This is a genomic window from Stenotrophomonas sp. PS02297 (assembly GCF_029959705.1).
GTDB lineage: Bacteria > Pseudomonadota > Gammaproteobacteria > Xanthomonadales > Xanthomonadaceae > Stenotrophomonas > Stenotrophomonas nitritireducens.
In genome coordinates this window covers 27,355-47,812 of record NZ_JASCOS010000020.1, presented here as the reverse complement: position 1 = coordinate 47,812, position 20,458 = coordinate 27,355, and the positions used below count along the sequence as shown (strand labels likewise).

Genomic DNA, 20,458 nt, shown 5'->3' with positions numbered 1-20,458 from the left:
CTATGCGGCGTGGCGCGCGCTGCCCGAGTCCGAGCGCCAGCGCGTGCGCCGGGCCGCGGCCGCCATGGCGGCGCTGCCGGCGGCCGAGCGCGAGGCGCTGCGCGACCGTTTCCTCGGTCTGGACCGCCTGCATCGCGATGGCTGGCGGCTGGGCCCGCAGCTGGGCGCGCAGTACCCCAAGTTGCAGCCGTTGCTGGGCTATCTGCCGGAACACCAGCGCGAGCCGATGCTGGCGCTGCTGCGCCAGCTCGATGCCGCGCAGCTGGCGCAACTGGGCGTGCTGTCGCAGCGCACGCCGCCGCAGGAACGCGACGCGCTGCGCGACCAGCTGCTGGCCGTGCCGGCCGCAGGCCGCGCCGACTGGCTGCGGCAGAAGACCGAAACCCGGTGACACGCCGCGCATCCGCCCGGCGCGCGGTCGCGCCGGGTGGGGCGATGCCCTGCGCGGCCGGCACGCCTTTCACGCATCTTCATCCGCTGCCTTTACAATGCGCGGCTCCCGCGACCCGGCAACAGCGCGTCCCGCGCCGGCCGCAGTCCGCGTTCCTCCCCGTATGCCCACCCTCTCCGCCACGCCGCGCTTCCGCCAGGAAGTGCGCGCCACCGGGTTGCTTGCCCTGCCCCTGGTCCTGGGCCATGTCTCTACCGGCCTGATCGCTTTCGTCGACAACACCATCGCCGGCCACCACGGCACCGATACCTTCGCCGCGGTCAGCATCGGCACCGCCCTGCTGTGGCTGCCGATGCTGGTGCCGATCGGCACCCTGATCTCGCTGACCGCTTCGGTGTCGCAGTTGAATGGCGCCGGCCGCGAGCGCGACATCGGCCCGCTGTTCCGCCAGGCGCTGTGGCTGGGCGTGGGCCTGAGCGTGCTGATGTTCGCCTTCCTCAGCGTGGTGCCGGCGTTCCTGCCGGCCTTCGGCATCGCCCCGGATATCGTGCCCGGAGCCACCGGCTTCCTGCACGCGATCCGCTGGGGCGTGCCGGCGCTGACGCTGTACTTCTGCATGCGCTACCTGAGCGAAGGCATGCACTGGACGCTGCCGACCATGCTGCTCGGCTTCGGCGGGCTGCTGGTGCTGGGGCCACTGGGCTATGCGCTGTGCAACGGCAGGTTCGGTTTCCCCGAACTGGGTGCCGAAGGCCTGGGCATCGCCTCGTCGGTGACGATGTGGCTGCAGGCGCTGTGCTTCGCCGCCTACCTGTGGAAGACCCGGCGCTTTGCCCACCTGCAGCTGTTCGGGCATTTCGAACCGCCGCGCTGGCGCGCGATCTGGGACCTGCTGCGCACCGGCCTGCCGATCGGCGTCACCGTGCTGATGGAGGGCGGTCTTTTCATCATCACCGCGCTGCTGATCGGCCGCATCGGCGCGGTCGAGGCCAGTGCGCACCAGATCGCGATCAACGTCGCCCAGCTGTGCTTCATGATCCCGATGGGCGTGGCCGAGGCCACCACCGTGCGCGTCGGCCACGCCGTGGGCAGCAACGATCCGCTGGGCGTGCGCCGCGCCACCTGGGCCGGCTACGCCATCGTGCTGGTCACCCAGATGCTGTCGATCACCGTGCTGCTGCTGGGCCACGACGCGGTGGTGCGGCTGTATACCGACGACCTGGCCGTGGCGGCGCTGGCCTCCACCCTGCTGCTGTACGCGGCCACCTTCCAGTTCCCCGACGGCATCCAGGTGCTTTCGGCCGGCGCGCTGCGCGGGCTCAAGGACACCCGCGTGCCGATGTTCATCGCCATGTTCGCGTACTGGGGCGTGGGCATGCCGCTCGGCGCCGGCCTCGGCCTCGGCCTGGGCTGGGGACCGCAGGGCATGTGGGTCGGCCTGATCATGGGCCTGACCGCCGCCGCCGTGCTGATGGGCTGGCGCCTGCGGGTCAGCAGCCAGCGCCTGTTCCATCCTGCGGCACCCTGACTTGAAGCCCATGCCGGCCTTGCCGATCATGGGTATCCTGCGTTGCAACAAGCCCCTTCCGGAGCATCCATGAACCCCCCACCGCTGCCCCGCCGCAACCCCATCGCCAGCTTCTTCGTCGGGCTGTGGGACGTCATGAACTTCACCCGGCGGTTGATCCTCAACCTGCTGTTCTTCGGCCTGTTGTTCCTGCTGCTGATCGTGTTCCTGGTGGCGATGGGCAAGGGCGCCTCGTCGGCCAAGGTGCTGCAGGACCGCACCACCCTGGTCATCGCCCCGGAAGGCCGGCTGGTCGAGCAGTACAGCACCGATCCGGTCAGCCGCGCGCTGGCCAAGATGGTGGGCGACAACAACGCCGAGGAACTCCAGCTGCGCGACCTGGTCCGCGCGATCGAAGCCGCGCGCGACGACAAGAAGATCGAGCGCGTGGTGCTGGAGCTGGACAAGCTGCAGCCATCGGGTTTCGCCTCGATGCGCGAGGTAGCCGTGGCGCTGCAGGAACTGCGCGCCTCCGGCAAGCAGCTGGTCGCCTTCAGCGAAAACATGAGCCAGTCGCAGTACCTGCTGGCCGCGCAGGCCGATGAGGTCTATCTCGATCCGATGGGCAGCCTGCTGCTGGAGGGCTTGGGGCGTTACCGCCAGTACTTCCGCAGCGGCCTGCAGGACAAGCTGGGCGTGGACGTGCACCTGTTCAAGGTGGGCGAATACAAGTCCGCCGCCGAGCCCTACGTGCTCGATGCCGCTTCGCCGCAGGCCAAGGAAGCCGACCTGTTCTGGATGAACGACGTGTGGCAGCGCTACCTGGGCGACATCGCCAGTGCGCGCAAGCTCGACGCCGCGCAGCTGGCCGCCGGCATCGATACCCTGCCCGAGGGCATCGCCGCCGCCGGCGGCGACCTGGCGCGCTTCGCCCTGCAGCAGAAGCTGGTGGACGGGCTGAAAACCCGCGAGGAAGTGGAAGCGCTGCTCACCGACCGCGGCGTGGCCGACAACGATGCCGATGGCGGATTCCGCCAGATCGCGCTGGGCGACTACCTGACCCAGATCGATGCGCACCGTTCGCCGATCGACAACCGTCCGCAGGTGGCGGTGGTGGTGGCCGAAGGCGAGATCGCCGGCGGCGACCTGCCTGCCGGCCGCGTCGGTGGCGTCTCCACCTCGGCGCTGCTGCGTGCCGCGCGCGACGACGACGACGTCAAGGCCGTGGTGCTGCGCGTGGACTCACCGGGCGGTGAGGTGTTCGCCTCCGAGCAGATCCGCCGCGAGGTGGACGCGCTCAAGGCCGCCGGCAAGCCGGTGGTGGTGTCGATGGGCGACATGGCCGCCTCCGGCGGCTACTGGATCAGCATGAACGCCGACCGCATCTATGCCGACGAATCGACCATCACCGGCTCGATCGGCATCTTCGGCATGATCCCCAACTTCGCCCGCAGTCTGGACAAGATCGGCGTGCACACCGACGGCGTGGGCACCACCCGCTTCGCCGGCGCGTTCGACGTCACCCGGCCGATGGACCCGGCGGTGGGCCGCGTGATCCAGTCGGTCATCGACAAGGGTTACGCCGACTTCACCGGCAAGGTGGCGCAGGCGCGCGACCGCAACGTGGACGCCATCGACGAAGTGGCGCGCGGCCGCGTATGGAGCGGCGCGCAGGCCAAGGAGCGCGGGCTGGTGGACGAATTCGGCGGGCTGAAGGCTGCGGTGGCCGACGCCGCCACGCGCGCCAAACTCGGCGCGCAGGACAAGTACCGCGTGCGTTACATCGAAAAAGCGGCCACGCCGTTCGCGCAGTTCATGACCGGCTTCGCCGGCAGCCGCGCCGGCGCCTGGATGCTGTCCGATTCCGGCCTGGCGCGGATGATGCTGGCGCGCACGATGCCGGAGATGGACACCCAGCTGCGCTTCGTCGAGGACGCAGTGAAGGACCGCAACGGCGCGCCGGTGAAGGCGCTGGCCTACTGCTTCTGCGGGCTGTGATGGCCGCCGCCACGTGACCTGACAACGCCGCCTTCGGGCGGCGTTGTCATATGCGGCGCGCCCTTCCAGGGGCGATGGGCTTTCCCGTCTGGTCTACGCGCGCGGATCCGCTGGCCGTTGCCGCGGGAGCCGCACAGGGCTCGTTGCGCACCAGGACGCGCTGCTACGGGGCGGCGTCCGCCGCCTGCATGGCTTTCTGCTCCGCCTTGGCCGCTTCTTCGGTCGCGGCCGCGGCGGCCTTGGCGTCGGCCAGCGGTTGCGCGATGGCCTCGCGCATCGCCGCGGCCTGCGGATCGGGCCGGCGCTCGGTCTCCGGCGGCTGCGGATTGCTGCAACCGGCCAGCAGGACCAGGGTCGAGGGCAACAGGCAATGACGGATATCCATCGGCACGCTCCTGTGGAAGCTGGCGACATCCTGACACATCGCCATGAAGGGAGGCATGCGCGCCCGACGGCGTTCGGTTCCGCCGTATCGGCCGGAACGCCACGTCCAACAGCGGCAGGTGCCGGCCTCAACCGTCGCCATCGCCGAGGCAGGGAAGGGGGATGTCGCTGTCGCCCTGGCGCCGGGGTGCCTCGCGCTCCGGCACCAAGAATCGTCGAGCAGATCCTGCTGTCGCGATGGCGTTCCATGGCGGGCCGTCATCACGGCCAGCACCGCATCGCAGGTCGTCAGCGCCTCCGTCGGCGGCAGGTCGCGGCGTACGGGGCCGGGCGTCAGCTGCGACAACCGGTCGTCGCGGTCGTACGCGCTCCTCATCGCTTCCCGCAGGTGGTGCGGTCCGGACGGCGAGCCCGCATCCGGCACCGCCGCCATTACCTTTCCGCCGTCATGCCGGCCCGCACGCCGGCGAACAGTGCCTGCGCCCGTGCGGCTTCGCTCCCGCACGGCAGCAGGGCCAGGGCGAACGCCGCGGTGTCCGGTCGAGGGGCCGGAGGGATCATCGGCATGGGCCGGTCGTGGGGTCGGCGGTATGCTACGGCGCATGAACACGAACCGCTGGCGGCTGGACGGACAGACCGCATTGATCACCGGCGCCAGCGCCGGCATCGGCCTGGCGATCGCGCGCGAACTGCTCGGTTTCGGCGCCGACCTGCTGATGGTGGCGCGCGACGCCGATGCGCTGGCGCAGGTGCGCGACGACCTGGCCGACGAATTCCCCGGCCGCCAGATCCATGGCCTGTCCGCCGATGTCGCCGACGACGAGGACCGCCACGCGATCCTGGACTGGGCCGAGGACCATGGCGGACTGAACCTGCTGGTCAACAACGCCGGCGGCAACATCACCCGGCCGGCCAACGACTACAGCGAAGACGAATGGCGCGGCATCTTCGAGACCAATCTGTTCTCCGCGTTCGAACTGTCGCGCCATGCCTACCCGCTGCTCACGCGCCACGCCGCGTCGGCCATCGTCAACGTCGGCAGCGTTTCCGGCATCACCCACGTGCGCAGCGGCGTGGTCTACGGCATGACCAAGGCGGCGCTGCAGCAGATGACCCGCAACCTGGCCTGCGAATGGGCCGAGGATGGCATCCGCGTGAATTCGGTGGCGCCTTGGTACATCCGCACCCGTCGCACCTCCGGACCGCTGTCGGACGCGGATTACTACGACGAAGTGATCGCGCGCACGCCGATGCGCCGCATCGGCGAGCCGGAGGAAGTCGCCGCCGCGGTCGGCTTCCTGTGCCTGCCGGCATCGAGCTACGTCACCGGCGAATGCATCGCGGTGGACGGCGGTTTCCTGCGCTACGGGTTCTGAGGCCCGGCTCCGCGGGCGGCCGCACCGGCGGCCGGACGCCTGTTGGCCTCAATGGCCGCCGCAATCCCGTTCCAGCCGCGCCTCGATGCCGCGCTGCTCGCGGGTGAGCGCCTGGCGCTCGCTCTGCAGGGCGCTGTTGTAGCGGCGCACCAGTTCCCAGCGGCGGTCGCGCAGGCGTGCGCAGACTTCCGGCTGCGGCAGCGGGTGGCAGGCATCGCGGACCCAGGTGCCGGTGGCGACCGCAGGCCCGCCCCGATGGGGCCGCGGATGGTCGTGGCCGGGTCGCCCGCTCTGGATGGCGACCGTGCCGGAACCGAGGCTGACGCTGCCTGAAACGCTGCCGCCCATGGTCACGGGCGGGTAATGGCCGTCGACCCACAGCGGCACCCAGCGCGGGTTGCCCACGCCGTCGTCGCTGGTATAGCGCCCGCCATCCGGAGCGATGCATTCGTAAAGCGGTTGCGGCGGCTGCACGGTGACGATGCGGATCTCGCGCTCGGCCGGCATGGCCGGGGCTGGCATGGAGGGCGCCGGCCCCGGCCCGGGAGGCGGATCCTGCGGACGCTGCATGTCCAGCACCTGCTGGCGGTGTCCGTCGCCGCAGGGGGCGTCCTGCAGCGCGACCGCGCCGTTGCTCGCCACGCAGCGATAGATGCGTACGCTGCCGGTGGGCACCGGCTCGGCGGCCGGCACCGCGGCGGCCAGCAGGGCGAGGAACCCGGGCAGGAGCAGGCGGAGGCGCATGCCGCCATGTTGCCGCATATGGCCGATGGCGCAAGCCTCCGGGCGGTGTCGGGCCAAGGGGATATGCCGCAGGGACCGCCCCGGCCGGGCGCATGCCGGGGACGCGCGTGCGGCGATGCGGAAGCCAGGCCGTACCCGAGGTGGCGATCGTGCCGCGGTATGCGCCTGGACAGCCGCCGCTCCACCGGCATCGATCAGCCGGAGCAGGCCATGAGGCGGTGGCGCGCGGCGATGCGGCATCGCCACCGGCATTCCTGCCGGCTCAGTCGCGCAGCACCTGTCCGGTGGCGGCGATGCGGATGCGGGTGGGCTGGGCCAGGCCGCCGGTGGCGCCGGCGAGCAGGCCATCAAGCCGAGCGAGCAGGACCGGGTCGAGCTGGCTGCGGTCGCGCGCCGGGGGCTGGCCGGCAAGGTTGGCGCTGGTCGAGACCAGCGGACCGCCCCAGGCCTGGCACAGGGCGCGTACCAGCGGATGCGCGCTGACCCGCACGGCGATGCCGTCATGTTCGCCGGTGATCCAGCGCGGGGCGAGCGGGCCGGCCGGGACGATCCAGGTATTGGCGCCGGGCCAGCTGTCGAGAACGGCCTGCCGGCGGTCGCCGGCCAGCGCGTCGAGCCGCACCCATCCCTCCAGCTGCGCCGTTGCCGCGGCGACCAGGATCATGCCCTTCTCGACTGGGCGCTGCTTGAGCGCCAGCAGCTTCATGACGGCCGCTTCGTTGGACGGGTCGCAGCCCAGCCCCCAGACCGCTTCGGTCGGGTAGGCGATGACGCCACCGGCGCGCAGCGCGGGAATGGCGGTCTGCAGATCGAGTTCAGGCATGGTCGGCACCGTTTGGGGCGAAGTACAAGGTACGCAGGCGCGGGTGGAACGCATAGCAGCAGGCCGCCCGGTGGGCGGCCTGCTGCGGGAGTGCCGATTATCCTCCTGCCGGCGCGGCAGGGGGTCAGAACGGCGGTGCGTCGTCGGCCTGCGTGGCCTTTTTCACCACGGTCTTCTTGGCAGCGGTCTTCTTGATCGCCGTCTTGCCGGCCGCCTTCTTCACCGCCTTCTTGGCGGCTGTCTTCTTCGGCGCAGCTTCCTTCTTCACCGCTGCCTTCTTCACCGCCGTCTTCTTGGCCGCGGCCTTCTTTGCGCCGAAGCCCTTGCGCGCCGGCTTGCCGGTCTCGGCCATCAGCTGCTGCACTTCGGCCAGGGTCAACGAGGCCGGCTCGCGGTCCTTCGGAATCTTGCCGTTGAGGGTGCCGTCGCTGATGTAGGGGCCGAAGCGGCCATTGAGCACCTGGATGTCCGAGCCCTCGAACTCCTTGATGATGCGGTTGCGCGCGATCTCTTCCTTCTCCTCGATCAGGAAGACGGCGCGGGCCAGGTCGATCTTGTACGGGTCGTCTTCTTTCTTCAGCGAGGCATAGGTGCTGCCGCGCTTGGCGAACGGGCCGAAGCGGCCGATGCCCACGCTCACTTCCTCGCCGTTGGCGTCGGCGCCGAGCTTGCGCGGCATGTCGAACAGCTTCAACGCGTCGTCCAGCGAGATCGAATAGATGCTCTGGCCGGGCTGCAGCGAGGCGAACTTGGGCTTTTCCTCGTCTTCCACGGTGCCGATCTGCACCATCGGGCCGAAGCGGCCGATGCGCGCGCTCACTTCCTTGCCGCTCGCCGGGTCGGTGCCGAGCACGCGCGCGCTGCCGGCGTCGGTGCGGTCCAGCGACTCGCTCTTGTCGCTGACCAGCTCCTTGAACGGGCCCCAGAAGCGCTCCATCAGCGGCACCCACTCCTCCTCGCCGCGCGACACCGCGTCCAGCTCGTCCTCGAGCTTGGCGGTGAAGTCGTAGTCGACGTAGCGGGTGAAGTGGCTGGACAGGAACTTGCTGACCGCGCGGCCCACGTCGGTCGGCTTGAAGCTGCGGCCTTCCATCTCGGTGTATTTGCGGAACAGCAGGGTCTGGATGATCGAGGCGTAGGTCGAGGGACGGCCGATGCCGTATTCCTCCAGCGCCTTGACCAGCGCCGCTTCGGTGAAGCGCGGCGGCGGCTGGGTGAAGTGCTGGTCGGCGGCGATGCGTTCCAGCGGCACGTTGTCGCCGGGCTTCATCGTCGGCAGCTTGCGGCCTTCGTCCTCGTCTTCCGCATTCTTGCTGTCCTTGCCCTCTTCGTAGACGGCGAGGAAGCCCGGCACCACCACGGTGGTGCCGCTGGCGCGGAACACATGCTCGCTGCCGGCGGAAAGATCGACGCTGACGGTGTTGAGGGTGGCCGGGATCATCTGGCAGGCCACCGCGCGCTTCCAGATCAGCTCGTACAGCCTGCGCTCGTCGTCGGACAGGAACGACGCCACCTGCGCCGGCGTGCGCAGCGCCGAAGTGGGGCGCACCGCTTCGTGCGCTTCCTGCGCGTTCTTGCTCTTGGTGGTGTAGGTATTGGGCTTGTCCGGCAGCGAGGCGGTGCCGTAGTCGCGTGCGATCACGTCGCGGATCTCGACCAGCGCGTCCTGCGACAGGTTCACCGAGTCGGTACGCATGTAGGAGATCAGGCCGACCGTGCCTTCCTCGCCGATCGCCACGCCTTCGTACAGCTTCTGCGCCACCTGCATGGTCTTGCGCGTGGTGAAGCCGAGCTTGCGCGAGGCCTCCTGCTGCAGGGTGGAGGTGGTGAACGGCGGCGCCGGGCGGCGCTTGCGCTCCTTGCTGGCGACGTCGGTGACGTGCAGGCGGCCCTGCGCGGCCTGCTGGATGCGCAGGCGAGCGGCTTCGGCGGTGTCGCCGTCGGTGATGGTGAACTGTTCGAACTTCTGCCCGTCCAGCTTGATCAGCTTGGCCGAGAAATGCTGGGTCGGGTGCGCGCAGTCGGCCTCGATGGACCAGTATTCGCGCGCCTTGAATGCCTCGATCTCCTCCTCGCGCTCGACGATCATGCGCAGCGCCGGGCTCTGCACGCGGCCGGCGGACAGGCCGCGCTGCACCTTGCGCCACAGCACCGGGGAGAGGTTGAAGCCGACCAGGTAATCGAGCGCCCGGCGCGCCTGCTGGGCATCGACCAGGTCGTCGGCGATGGCGCGCGGCTGGTTCATCGCCTCCTTGATCGCGCGCGGCGTGATCTCGGTGAAGACCACGCGCTGCATCGATTTGTCCTTGAGCAGCCCACGCTCCTTCAGGATTTCCGCGATGTGCCAGCTGATCGCCTCGCCCTCGCGGTCCGGGTCGGTCGCCAGATAGATGTCGTCGGCGCTCTTGGCGGCCTTGGCGATGGCCTCGACATGCTTCTCGTTCTTCTCGATCAGGTCGTAGCGCATGGCGAAGCCATGGTCAGGATCGACCGCGCCTTCCTTCGGCACCAGGTCGCGCACATGCCCATACGAGGCCAGGACGGTGAAGTCCTTGCCGAGGTATTTGTTGATCGTCTTGGCCTTGGCGGGCGATTCGACGATGAGCAGGTGCTTGGGCATGTCAGTGGATTCTTGCGGGGGAGGGCTGGGCCCGGTGGGGGCGCTAGGGTGGCGCAAACGCGCCCGTTAGTGAAGCCGCGGCGGCCGATCCGCATATGCCGACGCCCGGGCAGGACCCGGGCGTTCAGCTTTTCTTGTCCAGAGAAATCACGGAGAGGCCGCCGTTGTCAAGCGGCGGCATGTGATTCAGCTGAATTTGGAGGAGGCGATGCCGATCAGCGCCAGCATGGCGATGGTGCCGCCCACCACCAGCAGGCCGAAGATCGAAAGAATCACGATGGTCGCCGTGCCCAGGCCGCGCTGCTGCCATTGCGGATGGTCGGTGAACGCCCATTTGTCCACGACCAGGGTGTCGCAGATCATGTCGTGCAGGCCCTGCTTGCGCTCGGTCATCGCCACCATGAAGGCGGTGATGAGGAAGCCGACGTAGCAGGTGACCATGCCGAAAACCATCATGGCCAGATAGCGCAGGAAGTTGCGCCAAAAGCTTGCGCGTTCGCCGTTGCCCCGCACGACCTTGATGCCGACCACCATCTTGCCCAGGCTGGCCATGCTGGTGGAAGACTGCATCCAGCCGAAATAGAGGCACGGAACGAGGAAGCTGACGAGGTACATCAGTCCCTGGAAGCCCAGCATGGCGCCCAGGCTGGCGATGTTCTCCGGGTCGGCCAAGGTGCCCAGGCCGACGCCCATCAACAGCATGATCGGGATCAACAGGATCCAGGTGATGATGCCAGTGACGAAAGAATCGACGAGGGAGGCGGCCAGGCGTCGCAGGAAACCAGCATGGACCACGTCACCGCTGGCGATCACTCGATTGGTGTCGAGGGTCACGCTCCCGGGCGCCGCATAGGGCGATTCGGCAATGGCCGCCGCCGCGCTGGCCTTCGCGACGGCGGTGCCGTCCTCGATGGCCTGGTAGTCCGCGCGCAGGTCGATGCCGCCGCCGGTGTCGGCCTGCACCAGCAGCTGCAGTTCCTCGGCCATCGCCGAGAGCGGCTGCCATTGCGGCATGCCTTCGCGCCAGACCAGGGTGGAGAGGTCCAGCTCGTTCCTGCGGAACTTGTCGCGGAGGGTGTCGGCCTCGACCGGCCCATGCCGCTCGCGCCTGGCATCGGCGTAATACCACTGACTCATCAATATTCCCCGTAAGGTTCGGTTCGCCCCGGCTCAGCCGCGGCAACTGGCTGGCAGATATTTGTCCGCCACATCGGAGCTGCAGGTCCACGTGTCGGCCTGCGTATCGTAGTCGAGCCAGAGGTGCTTGCCGTCGAGCATCTGCTTGCCGGGCATCCGGAACGTCGCCTCCAGCCCGCAGTGGCCGTTCTCGAACCGGCCCACGCGCACGCTCGCGACATCGCCGGCGGCATAGCCTTCGGGATCGTCGAAGCCGTCGTCGCCATTGACCGGGCAGTGCCCGTTGGCGGCGGCGAAATGGGCGACTTCGTGGGTCAACGGCTGCAGTTGTCCCCGCGCGACCGCCATTTTCGAGCGCAGCAGGTAGTCGTTGTAGGCCGGGACCGCGATCGCGGCGAGGATGCCGACGAGCGCCAGCAGCGCGACGCCCGCCACCGCGGCGATGATGCCGATGACGGCGCAGCCGGACAGCCCGGAGCGGGGAGGCGGTGCCGGCGCGACGACATGAGCGTGCTGTACCGGTGGCGGCAACGGCGGCGCGGACGGTTCCGGTGGGATGCCGACCGGCATGTCCAGGCCGAGTTCGGCGGCGAAGTCGCGCAGCGGCCGCCAGTCGGCGGCGCCTTCGCGCCAGACCAGGGTGTCGTCGGCGATGCGGCCGGAGCGGAACAGTTCGGCGATGTTCGCGGCGGGCAGAGGACCACGGCGTTCGCGGTTGCCTTCGGCATAGAACCACTGGCTCACGGGGGATTCCTTGCGGCTGTCCATGGAGGGGCGAACCTGGTGCGCGACCGATGCGGGGAGAGCGGGCCCACAGGCTGGATGAAGGCGCGGGGCGAAGCCTCGTACTACGGCTTGTCGTTCAGACGCCCGCGCCCAGCCGCTTTCCGCCCGCGCGCGGTATCGCGTTCGCCATCAGAACCGCTGACAAAGCCTTGCGGCGCGGCTTCTTCGCCAATCCCGCAGGGGGATTGGCGCTACGGCTCTTCTTCAGTGCAGCGGCTCGGGTTCGTCAAGGAACATCTGCGTTTCCATCCAGGCATAGGCCGCTTCCGCGCCCGGCTGGTTGAACAGCACCATCAGCACCACCCACTTGAGGTCGTCCAGGTCCAGTTCGTCCTGGTCCAGCGCCATCGCCCGGTCCAGCACCAGTTCGCGCTGGTCGGCGTCGAGGATGCCGTGCTGTTCCAGGAACAGCAGGAAGCCGCGGCTCTCCACGTCCAGCTTGTCCAGTTCCGGACCATGGAAGATGCGTACCGGCCCGTCCACCCGCGGCTGGCCTACGGCCGGCCGCTGCTCGGCCAGCGCATCGAGCCAGTCGAAGGCCTTGCTGATCTCGGTGGGGCTGAAACCGGCCTGGATCAGGCCGTTCTGCAGGGAGTCGCGGTCTCTTATGAGATCGGCGTCCTCGCTGAAATAGTGTTCGAACAGATACAGCAGGACGTCCAGAATGCTCTCTTTCATTGCCCTCGGCCTGCGCCATGCGGCGCTGTGGAGGTGAAGGAACCTCAGGTGCGGGTGTAGCAGCCGTATGCGGACGACACCTTTCCTTCCAGTTCCATGACCAGCAGCATGGATGACAGCCTGCTGGCCGTCAATCCAGTACACCTGATCAGCGAATCCATACCGGTGGGGTCGTGGCCCAGCGCATTCCACAAGCGCTGGTAGTCCTGGTCCGGCAGGGTGGGGGCCGGGCAAGGGGCGCCCGGCGCATCCGGAATGGGGGTCAACAACCGGTTTTGCAAGGCGCCTGCCAGTTCGCCGGCCAGATTGGCCACGCCTTCAAGAATGTCGGCGGGCTGTGTCACCAATGTTGCACCGTCGCGTATCAGGCGATGGCAGCCGCGCGCCATGGGGTTGCGGATCGAGCCGGGCATCGCGAACACCTCGCGCCCGGCTTCCGCGGCCAGCCGGGCGGTGATCAGCGCGCCGGAGCGCTCGGCCGCCTCGATCACCACCGTGCCCAGGCAGAGCGCGGCCAGCAGCCGGTTGCGGGCGGGAAACTGGCCGCTGCGCGCGGGCGTGCCTGGCGGGTACTCGCTGACCACCGCACCGGCGGCGGCGATCTGTTCCTGGAGGACGGCGTGCCGGTGCGGGTAGGCCAGGTCCGGGCCGGTGCCGATCACCGCGAACGTGCTGCCGCCCCCGTCGAGCGCGGCGCGATGCGCGGCCGCATCGATGCCCGCCGCCAGGCCGCTGCCGACGCACAGGCCGCTTGCCGACAGGGCGCTGGCGAACTCGTAGGCGTTGTCACGCCCGGCCGCGCTGGGGTTGCGGCTGCCGACGATGGCGATGGCGGGCTGCCACAGCTGCACCGGGTCGCCGTCGACGAACACGGCGACCGGCGGATTCGGGCAACTGCGCAGCAGCGGCGGGTAGTCGGGATCACGCCAGCCGAGCAGGTGGTGGCGCGGATGGTCCAGCCAGCGGCGGACCTGCTCCATGCGCCCGGGCGCCGCGACGGCAAGCGCCTGCATCTGCTGCGGGCCGAGGCCGGCGACCCGCCATGCAGGGAGCCCGGCCGCCAGCGCGTCGCGGGCATTGCCGAAGTGTTCGAGCAGGTCGCGCAGTGGTCGCGCCGGGCCACCGGCCAGGACCAGCGCCAACAGGGCCTCGGCTTCATGCCCGCGCTCGGCGGCGAGGTCTGGAAGGACTGGCATGCGCGCATGCTGGTCCGGAAACCACGACGGCGCCCTCGGGCGCCGTCGTGCTGCTGCGTAGGATTGTGCCGCGCCGCTTACTGGGCGTCCGGATGCCTGAGCTCGTAACCGACGCGGGCCGGCTTGCTGCCTTCCATCACCAGCGCATAACTGACCTTGTCGAAGGTACGGAACACCATCGCATGGGCGGCATACTCGGCCGGCAGCGACACGCGGCCGGCGCCGGGCTTCAGCGCGTCGTCCGCACGCGAGCTCGTCATGCCGGTCACGCGGTCGATGACATGGCGGCTGCTGCGCCAGACCGAGAACACGGTGCCGTTGTCGATGCCGTCGCGTGCGCCGCCGGAGATGGCGATGACGTCGCGCGGCCCGCCCGAGGTCAGGGTATCGGCGACAGCCAGCACGCGCAGGTGACCGTCGGCGACCGCCGCGGAGGGCGCATGCGGCACGAACTGCAGGTCGTACGGGTTGGCCTGCACCGGTACCAGGCGGTCGCCGGCGCGGACTTCGCGACCGCTGTCCTGCAGCAGCAGGGTGGAGGCTTCGCGCTCGCCGCTGCCGATGTGGCGCACCGTGCCGACCGCGACCTGGGCCAGTTCGTAGCCCAGCAGTTCGTGGCGGTCGCTGCTGGAGATGTAGCTCTTCCACAGGTCGCCGGTGAACGGCGTGGTGTTGCCGCGTTCGTCCAGGTCGTCGCTGGGCTTGGGCTGGCCGTAACGGACCGTGGGCCGCAGCACGGCATAGCGCTGGCCGGGCTGGGCGTTCTGCAGGCCGCGTACATAGGCCTGCTGCCCGGCACTGCCGCGCATGCGGTTGTCTTCCAGGCCGACGACGTAGGGCAGCTCCTTGAAGCTGTCCATGACGGTCAGGTTCTTCAGGAACGGTTCAACCTCGGCCAGCGGGATCGCATTGATCGGCGCCTCGTCGCGCCTGCCCGGCTGGATCGTCCCCTGCGGCGTCACCCGGTCCAGGTAGGCCAGGCTCAGGACGTCGCCAGGATAGATCAGGTGCGGATTCTTGACCTGCGGGTTGGCCTGCCAGATTTCCGGCCAAAGCCACGGCTTCTTCAGGAAACGGGCGGCGATATCCCAGAGCGTGTCGCCCTTTCGCACCACATAGGTGTCGGGATGGGTGGCGTCGGTCTCCACCGCCACGGCATAGGTCGTCACGGTCAGCAACGCGACGGCGGCGACCGTACGTAATTGTTTCAGCATGGCTGCGATCTGCCTGATTCCCCAACAGGTCCGCGCACTATAGTGCAGAACCCGGGGCGCCGGGCAAGCGCAGGCGCTAGAATTGGGACGTCCTGCCGAATTGTGCGGCATCTCCCATCCGGTGCACCCCATGGCCCTCCTGCCCATTCTTGAATTCCCCGACCCGCGGCTGCGCACCAAGGCGGCCCTGGTCGACGCCGCCGAAGTGACCACGCCGGCCTTCCAGCAGCTGCTCGACGACATGCTCCAGACCATGTACGACGCCCCGGGCATCGGCCTGGCCGCCAGCCAGGTGGACGTGCACAAGCGCTTCATGGTCATCGACGTGAGCGAGGAGCACGACGCGCCGCAGGTGTTCATCAACCCACAGATCGCCAGCGCCAGCGAAAGCGGCCGCGTATACCAGGAAGGCTGCCTGTCGGTGCCCGGCATCTATGCCGACGTGACCCGTGCCGACAACATCGTCGTGCGCTTCCTGGACCGCGAGGGCCGCGAGCGGGAACTGGCCGCCGATGGCCTGCTGGCCACCTGCATCCAGCACGAGATGGACCACCTGGACGGCAAGCTGTTCATCGATTACCTCTCGCCGCTCAAGCGCGAAATGGTGCGCAAGAAGCTGGCCAAGCAGCGCAAGCACGTCGCCTGAGCCGGGCTGCCCGGCCTGGCCGGGATCGCGCACCAGCGCATCGCACGGCGCCGCCCCCCGGCGCCGTCGTTCTTTCCGGGAGTTGGATTGCCATGAGAATCGTTTTTGCCGGTACGCCGGAATTCGCCGTCGCCTCGCTTGGCGCGGCCGCGCGCCGCCACGAGGTGGTCGCGGTCTACACCCAGCCCGACCGCCCGGCCGGCCGCGGCCGCGGCCTGATGCCGTCGCCGGTCAAGCTCGACGCCATCGCCCGCGGCATTCCGGTGTTCCAGCCCGAGAGCCTGAAGACCCCCGAGGCCCAGCGGCAACTGCGCGACCTGCAGCCGGACCTGATGATCGTGGTCGCCTATGGGCTGATCCTGCCCAGGGCGGTGCTTGCCATTCCCACCCATGGCTGCTGGAACGTGCATGCCTCGCTGTTGCCGCGCTGGCGCGGCGCGGCGCCGATCCAGCGTGCGATCGAGGCCGGCGACAGCGAGACCGGCGTCTGCCTGATGCAGATGGAGGCAGGCCTGGATACCGGGCCGGTACTGCTGCACCAGAGCACCCCGATCAGCGACACCGATACCGGCGGTCTGCTGCACGACCGCCTGGCCGAGATGGGCGCGCGGGTGCTGTCCGACGGCCTGGGGCTGCTGCGCGCGGGCCTCAAGCCGGTACCGCAGGTACAGCCGGAGGCCGGCGTCACCTATGCGCACAAGCTCGACAAGGCCGAGGCGCGGCTGGACTGGAACCAGGACGCCGCCGCGCTGGCGCGGCGGGTGCGCGCCTTCAATCCGTGGCCGGTGGCCGAAGCCGCATTGGCGGGCGAGCGCGTGCGCATCCATGGCGCGGTGCCCATCGACGACAACCGCGGCAAGGCGCCGGGCACGGTGATCGGTGCATCCCGCGATGGCATCGACATCGCCTGCGGCCAGGGCGCGCTGCGGCTGCGCGTGGTGCAGCGCGAGGGAGGCAAGGCGATCACCGCCGCCGACTACCTCAATGCCCGCCGCGACCTGCCGGTAGAGGGCTGAGCGGATGGTGGTTTCGGCATCCGGACCGTGGAAGGGCGGCGCCGCGCAGCAGCCGGGCGTGCAGACGCGCCTGCTGGCGGCCAAGGTGTTGGCGGCAGTCATCGGCCGCGGCCGTTCGCTCAAGGCGGAACTGGCGGCGACCCTGCCGAAGCTGGACGACGGCCGCGACCGCGCCCTGCTCGAGGCGATCTGCTTCGCCGCATTGCGCCGCCGCACGGTATACGAACAGGCGCTGCGGCAATGGCTGCAGAAGCCACTGGGGCCGCGCGATGGCGACCTGATGGGATTGCTGCTGGCCGGCTTCGCCCAGCTCGACGCGCTGGAACTGCCGGCCCATGCCGCGCTGTCGGCCACGGTCGAGGCGGTGCGCGCGCTGGGGCGCGAGCGCCAGGCCGGGCTGGTCAACGCGGTGCTGCGCCGGGCGCAGCGCGAGGGTTTTCCCGCTGCCCGCGCCGAAGACGCTTGGCCGCAGTGGCTGCGGGATCGGGTGCGCCGGGACTGGCCGGCGCAGGCGGATGCGGTGTTCGCCGCCAGCCTGCAGCCGGCGCCGCTGTGGCTGCGGGTCAACCGGCAGCGGTACTCACGCGACGCCTACCTCGAACAACTGCGCGCCGCCGGCATCGATGCCGAGATCTCGGCCCTGGCCGCCGACGCGATCCGGCTCCCGGTCGCGGTGCCGGTCGCCAGCCTGCCCGGTTTCGGCGAGGGCGCGGTGTCGGTGCAGGACCTGTCGGCGCAGCAGGTGGCCGATACGCTGGCGCCGAGTCCCGGGGCCAGGGTCCTGGACGCCTGCGCCGCTCCCGGCGGCAAGGCGGCGCACCTGCTCGAGCGTGACCCGGCGCTGCGCCTGTTGGCGCTGGACGTGGATGCGCGGCGCCTGCAGCGCATCCGCGAGACCTTCGACCGCACCGGCGTGGGCGCTTCGGCGCAGGTACGGGCGGCGGACGCGGCGGATCTGGATGCCTGGTGGGACGGCGAGCCGTTCGAGGCGGTGCTGCTGGATGCGCCGTGTTCGGCCACCGGCGTCGTCCGCCGCCAGCCCGACGTGCTGCTGCACCGCCGCCCCGGCGACATCGATGCGCTGGTCGCCCTGCAGGCGCGGCTGCTCGATGCCCTGTGGCAGGTGGTGGCGCCGGGCGGCGTGCTGCTGTATGCCACCTGCTCGATCCTCCGCCGCGAGAACCAGCAGCAGATCGCTGCCTTCCTCGCCCGGACGGCGGATGCGCGCGTCGACGGATTGCCCGAGGCTTTCGGCCATGGCGATGCGGGAACGCGCCAGCGCCTGCCTGGAGAGCAGGGCGGCGATGGCTTTTTCCATGCACGGCTGGTGAAGGGCCGATAGCGGGAATCCGGCCAGGTCGCGCGCGAGCCGAGTGGAGTCCGTTGCCGGGCCGGCGCATCCGCCTGGATGTCCCGGCGCAAGCGTGATCCATGCGAAAACGCCTGCTGGTCGGGTGAAGCCACGCTCCAGCTGCCGATGAAGAGGGCCCGCCCGGCAAGGATCGGCAGATTGGGGGCGGCCCAGTTCCACCCGCGGGAAGGCCACGTCGCGGCGCATCCGTTCGAAGCCGGTGCCGCGGGTGCGCGGCGCCGTGCTTGCTGCCGGCAAGGAGGTTGTCGAGGCGGGTGCACCGTGGCCGTCGTCGACCAGGTGGCCGCACCGATGCGGGCCGGCGCCGCCGGCTGCCGGGTTACGAAGGAAAAACGGTGGAGGGAACGCGGCCGATAGGGAAATCAGATCGGCGTGGTATCGTCCGCCGGCTGCCGCGTATGGCGGACACGTCCGCGAGCCCGGGAATCGTGTTCCTGCGTCCTGGGCCTGGCTGGTAGGGAATGATTCATGGCTTCGGCTCCAGAGTTGCAGGGATGGCACGCAATCTGACTTATACGGCGACCGCTGCTCTCGAGCGGAAGGATGCATTGGGCACGCTGGCATCGGCAGGGTTGTTCCTGCTGCCGGCGGCGATGGTCGCCACGCCATTCAATGTGCTGCCCTTCACCCTGGTGCTGCTGGTTACCAGTATCTGGGGCTTCTCCCGCCTGTGGCGCGCACGCACATGCACCGGTGTCATCGGATGCCTGCTGTTGGCCCTGACCGTGGCCGGGCTGGCCTCGGCGCTGTTGTCGTCGTGGTATTTCGCCGATGTGTTCAGGGACGAGGGGTATCGCACCCGGTTCCTGGCCATGCCGTGGGTGCTGCTCTGGGTATGCGCATTCCGCCCGCGGCTGGAGGCGCTGTGGTGGGGCGTGCTGTTCGGCCTGTTCGCCACGCTGGCCATCGCCGGTTACCAGGTCGCCCATGGCTGGCCACGCGCCCAGGCCTGGACCAATTCCATCGTGCTGGCCGACATCACTGTGGTGTTCATGGTTCTGCTGGTGTTCTGCCGGCCTCCCGAGCGCTGGGGCTGGATTGTCCTGGGCATGGCGGCCGGTGGCGGAGTGGTCCTGCTCAGCGGCAGCCGCGGCGTATGGCCGGCCCTGCTTGCGTTGCTGGTCGCGATGGCCCTGTCGATACGCCGGGGCAGCGGGCGTCTCCGGCTTGCCTCGCTGGCCGGACTGGTGCTGGTCGCGGCCACGCTGGTGCTGGCGATCCCGCAGCTGCGCGAACGTACCCGCCTGAGCGAGCTGCACAGCGATGTGCAGCGCATCGAGGCCGGTGACGTGGATTCGTCCGCTGGCGCGCGCCTGGAGCGGCTGCAGGTGGCCTGGGATACCTTCCTCGAACATCCGTGGGTGGGCATGGGCATCGGCAATTTCGACGCCGCCATGCAGCGCCTGCCGGACTGCCGCCAGGCGGAAGCGATGGAGGCGCGTTGCCATCTGGGGCATGCGCACAACGACGTCGCCGAATGGGGCGCGACCCAGGGAGTCCCGGGCCTGCTGCTGTTGCTGTGCATCTATGGCCTGCCGCTTTGGATCTTCATCCACCTGCATCGCCGCAGCGGCGAAAGTGGATTCCGTGGTCCCGCGGCGGCCGGGGTGATGGTGGTGGTCGCCTATATCCTTTGCGGCATGACCCAGTCGATGTTCGCCCACCAGATAACCGTGAGCACCTACGCCACGCTGGTCGGCATGCTGGCCGGCCTGTCGCTGGTCACGGCGGCCGGTGGTTCCCGGCCGCGTGCCGCTCAGGGTTGATCGCCGGGCGGATCGGCCACGTTCTGGCCGTTCTGCAGCAGCCACAGCATGATGGTTTTCTGCCGCACGTAGTTGGCGCGCACGTAGGCATAGACCAGGCCGTGCCAGCCGTCGCGGAAGCCGCCGCGCAGCAGCCAGCCGCGCCAGAAGCGCCAGGCCGGCGCCAGCACCAGCTTGCCCAGGGTGGCGCGTTTGCCGCGGGCGAACTCGTGCTCGGCCATCATCCGCGCATAGCGCTGGGTCTTGGCCAGCTGCTGTTCGAAGGAGCGGTAGGGGTAGTGGATCAGGTCGCCACGCAGCGTGCGCACCGCGCCGTCGACGCTGGCCGCTTCATGGATCTCGCGCTTGCCGCGCCAGCCGCCATGGCGGCGGTCGAACAGGCGCAGCACGCGGTCCGGGTAGGCATTGCCGTGGCGCAGGAACCGGCCGAAGTACTCGGACAGGCGTGCGAAGCGATAGCCGGCGACACCGGAAAATCCACTGTCGCGCGCCTGTTCGATGGCCTCGCGCAGTCCGGCGCTCACCCGCTCGTCGGCGTCCAGGCACAGCACCCAGTCGTGGCTGGCCTGCTCGACGCAATAGGCCTTCTGGCTGCGGAATCCGTCGAATGCGCGTTGCAGCACGCGCGCGCCGGCGGCCTCCGCGATGGCCACGGTGGCGTCGCTGGAATACGAATCCACCACCACGATCTCGTCGCAGAACGCCAGCGACGCCAGGCAGTCGCCGATGCGCGCGGCTTCGTTGAACGCGATAATGCAGGCCGTGATGCGAGGCCGTTCGGTGGGAGCGGTCGGAGAGGACATG

Annotated in this window: 18 protein-coding genes; 8 read left to right on the top strand and 10 right to left on the bottom strand. The window is 69.5% G+C overall.

The annotated features are described in order from the left end of the window. From QMX80_RS06795 to sppA, 3 genes are all read left to right on the top strand, one after another. Positions 1–391: hypothetical protein (locus tag QMX80_RS06795; RefSeq protein ID WP_282276069.1), on the top strand; the 391-nt coding region annotated here is incomplete at its 5' end. 163 nt (positions 392–554) lie between these two features. Continuing rightward, a complete protein-coding gene (locus QMX80_RS06790; RefSeq protein ID WP_055770751.1) occupies positions 555–1,919 on the top strand; it encodes an MATE family efflux transporter in 1,365 nt (454 codons plus the stop codon). Between the two features lie 69 nt (positions 1,920–1,988). Further along, complete coding sequence (gene sppA / locus QMX80_RS06785) at positions 1,989–3,896, top strand: signal peptide peptidase SppA (protein ID WP_055770748.1); 1,908 nt, start codon at positions 1,989–1,991, stop codon at positions 3,894–3,896. 163 nt (positions 3,897–4,059) lie between these two features. Here sppA and QMX80_RS06780 read toward each other — a convergent pair whose 3' ends face one another. Further along, positions 4,060–4,713, bottom strand: coding sequence for a hypothetical protein (locus QMX80_RS06780; protein ID WP_282276066.1), 654 nt, complete (start codon positions 4,711–4,713; stop codon positions 4,060–4,062). A gap of 169 nt (positions 4,714–4,882) precedes the next feature. Here QMX80_RS06780 and QMX80_RS06775 point away from each other — a divergent pair, with 169 nt between their 5' ends. After that, a complete protein-coding gene (locus tag QMX80_RS06775; protein ID WP_055770741.1) occupies positions 4,883–5,656 on the top strand; it encodes an SDR family oxidoreductase in 774 nt (257 codons plus the stop codon). 48 nt (positions 5,657–5,704) lie between these two features. Here the strand turns inward: QMX80_RS06775 and QMX80_RS06770 are convergent, their stop codons facing one another. From QMX80_RS06770 to QMX80_RS06735, 8 genes are all read right to left on the bottom strand, one after another. Beyond that, positions 5,705–6,400: a DUF4124 domain-containing protein gene (locus QMX80_RS06770; RefSeq protein WP_282276063.1), complete on the bottom strand. Its 696-nt coding sequence runs from the start codon at positions 6,398–6,400 to the stop codon at positions 5,705–5,707. A gap of 262 nt (positions 6,401–6,662) precedes the next feature. Beyond that, positions 6,663–7,223: a Sua5/YciO/YrdC/YwlC family protein gene (locus QMX80_RS06765; RefSeq protein ID WP_282276061.1), complete on the bottom strand. Its 561-nt coding sequence runs from the start codon at positions 7,221–7,223 to the stop codon at positions 6,663–6,665. Between the two features lie 124 nt (positions 7,224–7,347). Next, positions 7,348–9,843 (bottom strand): DNA topoisomerase I, encoded by a 2,496-nt coding sequence (locus tag QMX80_RS06760; protein WP_282276060.1) that lies wholly within the window; start codon positions 9,841–9,843, stop codon positions 7,348–7,350. Between the two features lie 186 nt (positions 9,844–10,029). After that, positions 10,030–10,980 (bottom strand): RDD family protein, encoded by a 951-nt coding sequence (locus QMX80_RS06755; RefSeq protein ID WP_282276059.1) that lies wholly within the window; start codon positions 10,978–10,980, stop codon positions 10,030–10,032. Positions 10,981–11,013: 33 nt separating this feature from the next. Beyond that, positions 11,014–11,724: a pilin gene (locus QMX80_RS06750; protein ID WP_282276073.1), complete on the bottom strand. Its 711-nt coding sequence runs from the start codon at positions 11,722–11,724 to the stop codon at positions 11,014–11,016. Between the two features lie 246 nt (positions 11,725–11,970). After that, a complete protein-coding gene (locus QMX80_RS06745) occupies positions 11,971–12,444 on the bottom strand; it encodes a DUF494 family protein (protein WP_055770726.1) in 474 nt (157 codons plus the stop codon). Positions 12,445–12,488: 44 nt separating this feature from the next. Next, positions 12,489–13,640 (bottom strand): DNA-processing protein DprA, encoded by a 1,152-nt coding sequence (gene dprA / locus QMX80_RS06740; protein WP_282276054.1) that lies wholly within the window; start codon positions 13,638–13,640, stop codon positions 12,489–12,491. A 77-nt stretch (positions 13,641–13,717) separates the two neighbouring features. After that, a complete protein-coding gene (locus QMX80_RS06735; protein WP_282276052.1) occupies positions 13,718–14,854 on the bottom strand; it encodes a LysM peptidoglycan-binding domain-containing protein in 1,137 nt (378 codons plus the stop codon). 130 nt (positions 14,855–14,984) lie between these two features. Here QMX80_RS06735 and def point away from each other — a divergent pair, with 130 nt between their 5' ends. The 4 genes from def to QMX80_RS06715 all read left to right on the top strand — a co-directional run bounded on the left by def (position 14,985) and on the right by QMX80_RS06715 (position 19,654). Next, the gene (def, locus tag QMX80_RS06730; protein WP_055770711.1) at positions 14,985–15,500 is read left to right on the top strand and encodes a peptide deformylase; all 516 of its coding nucleotides are present in this window, start codon (positions 14,985–14,987) and stop codon (positions 15,498–15,500) included. A 92-nt stretch (positions 15,501–15,592) separates the two neighbouring features. After that, positions 15,593–16,516, top strand: a complete 924-nt coding sequence (gene fmt, locus QMX80_RS06725; RefSeq protein ID WP_282276046.1) for a methionyl-tRNA formyltransferase — start codon at positions 15,593–15,595, stop codon at positions 16,514–16,516. Positions 16,517–16,520: 4 nt separating this feature from the next. Next, positions 16,521–17,858, top strand: a complete 1,338-nt coding sequence (gene rsmB / locus QMX80_RS06720) for a 16S rRNA (cytosine(967)-C(5))-methyltransferase RsmB (protein ID WP_282276045.1) — start codon at positions 16,521–16,523, stop codon at positions 17,856–17,858. Between the two features lie 578 nt (positions 17,859–18,436). Continuing rightward, positions 18,437–19,654 (top strand): O-antigen ligase, encoded by a 1,218-nt coding sequence (locus QMX80_RS06715; RefSeq protein ID WP_282276044.1) that lies wholly within the window; start codon positions 18,437–18,439, stop codon positions 19,652–19,654. Here QMX80_RS06715 and QMX80_RS06710 read toward each other — a convergent pair. Beyond that, entirely contained in the window at positions 19,645–20,457 is an 813-nt protein-coding gene (locus QMX80_RS06710; protein ID WP_282276042.1) for a glycosyltransferase family 2 protein, read from the bottom strand. The two genes, QMX80_RS06715 and QMX80_RS06710, sit on opposite strands and share 10 nt — an antisense overlap. Position 20,458 lies beyond the last annotated feature (1 nt).

Bases quoted from the DNA above. Each gene is read 5' to 3' on its own strand.
- QMX80_RS06765 (WP_282276061.1), bottom strand. From the start codon at position 7,223: ATGCCTGAACTCGATCTGCAGACCGCCATTCCCGCGCTGCGCGCCGGT.
- sppA (WP_055770748.1), top strand. From the start codon at position 1,989: ATGAACCCCCCACCGCTGCCCCGCCGCAACCCCATCGCCAGCTTCTTC.
- QMX80_RS06760 (WP_282276060.1), bottom strand. From the start codon at position 9,843: ATGCCCAAGCACCTGCTCATCGTCGAATCGCCCGCCAAGGCCAAGACG.
- QMX80_RS06710 (WP_282276042.1), bottom strand. From the start codon at position 20,457: ATGTCCTCTCCGACCGCTCCCACCGAACGGCCTCGCATCACGGCCTGC.
- dprA (WP_282276054.1), bottom strand. From the start codon at position 13,640: ATGCCAGTCCTTCCAGACCTCGCCGCCGAGCGCGGGCATGAAGCCGAG.
- QMX80_RS06790 (WP_055770751.1), top strand. From the start codon at position 555: ATGCCCACCCTCTCCGCCACGCCGCGCTTCCGCCAGGAAGTGCGCGCC.
- QMX80_RS06755 (WP_282276059.1), bottom strand. From the start codon at position 10,980: ATGAGTCAGTGGTATTACGCCGATGCCAGGCGCGAGCGGCATGGGCCG.
- QMX80_RS06775 (WP_055770741.1), top strand. From the start codon at position 4,883: ATGAACACGAACCGCTGGCGGCTGGACGGACAGACCGCATTGATCACC.
- fmt (WP_282276046.1), top strand. From the start codon at position 15,593: ATGAGAATCGTTTTTGCCGGTACGCCGGAATTCGCCGTCGCCTCGCTT.
- QMX80_RS06735 (WP_282276052.1), bottom strand. From the start codon at position 14,854: ATGCTGAAACAATTACGTACGGTCGCCGCCGTCGCGTTGCTGACCGTG.
- QMX80_RS06770 (WP_282276063.1), bottom strand. From the start codon at position 6,400: ATGCGCCTCCGCCTGCTCCTGCCCGGGTTCCTCGCCCTGCTGGCCGCC.
- rsmB (WP_282276045.1), top strand. From the start codon at position 16,521: ATGGTGGTTTCGGCATCCGGACCGTGGAAGGGCGGCGCCGCGCAGCAG.
- QMX80_RS06745 (WP_055770726.1), bottom strand. From the start codon at position 12,444: ATGAAAGAGAGCATTCTGGACGTCCTGCTGTATCTGTTCGAACACTAT.
- def (WP_055770711.1), top strand. From the start codon at position 14,985: ATGGCCCTCCTGCCCATTCTTGAATTCCCCGACCCGCGGCTGCGCACC.
- QMX80_RS06780 (WP_282276066.1), bottom strand. From the start codon at position 4,713: ATGGCGGCGGTGCCGGATGCGGGCTCGCCGTCCGGACCGCACCACCTG.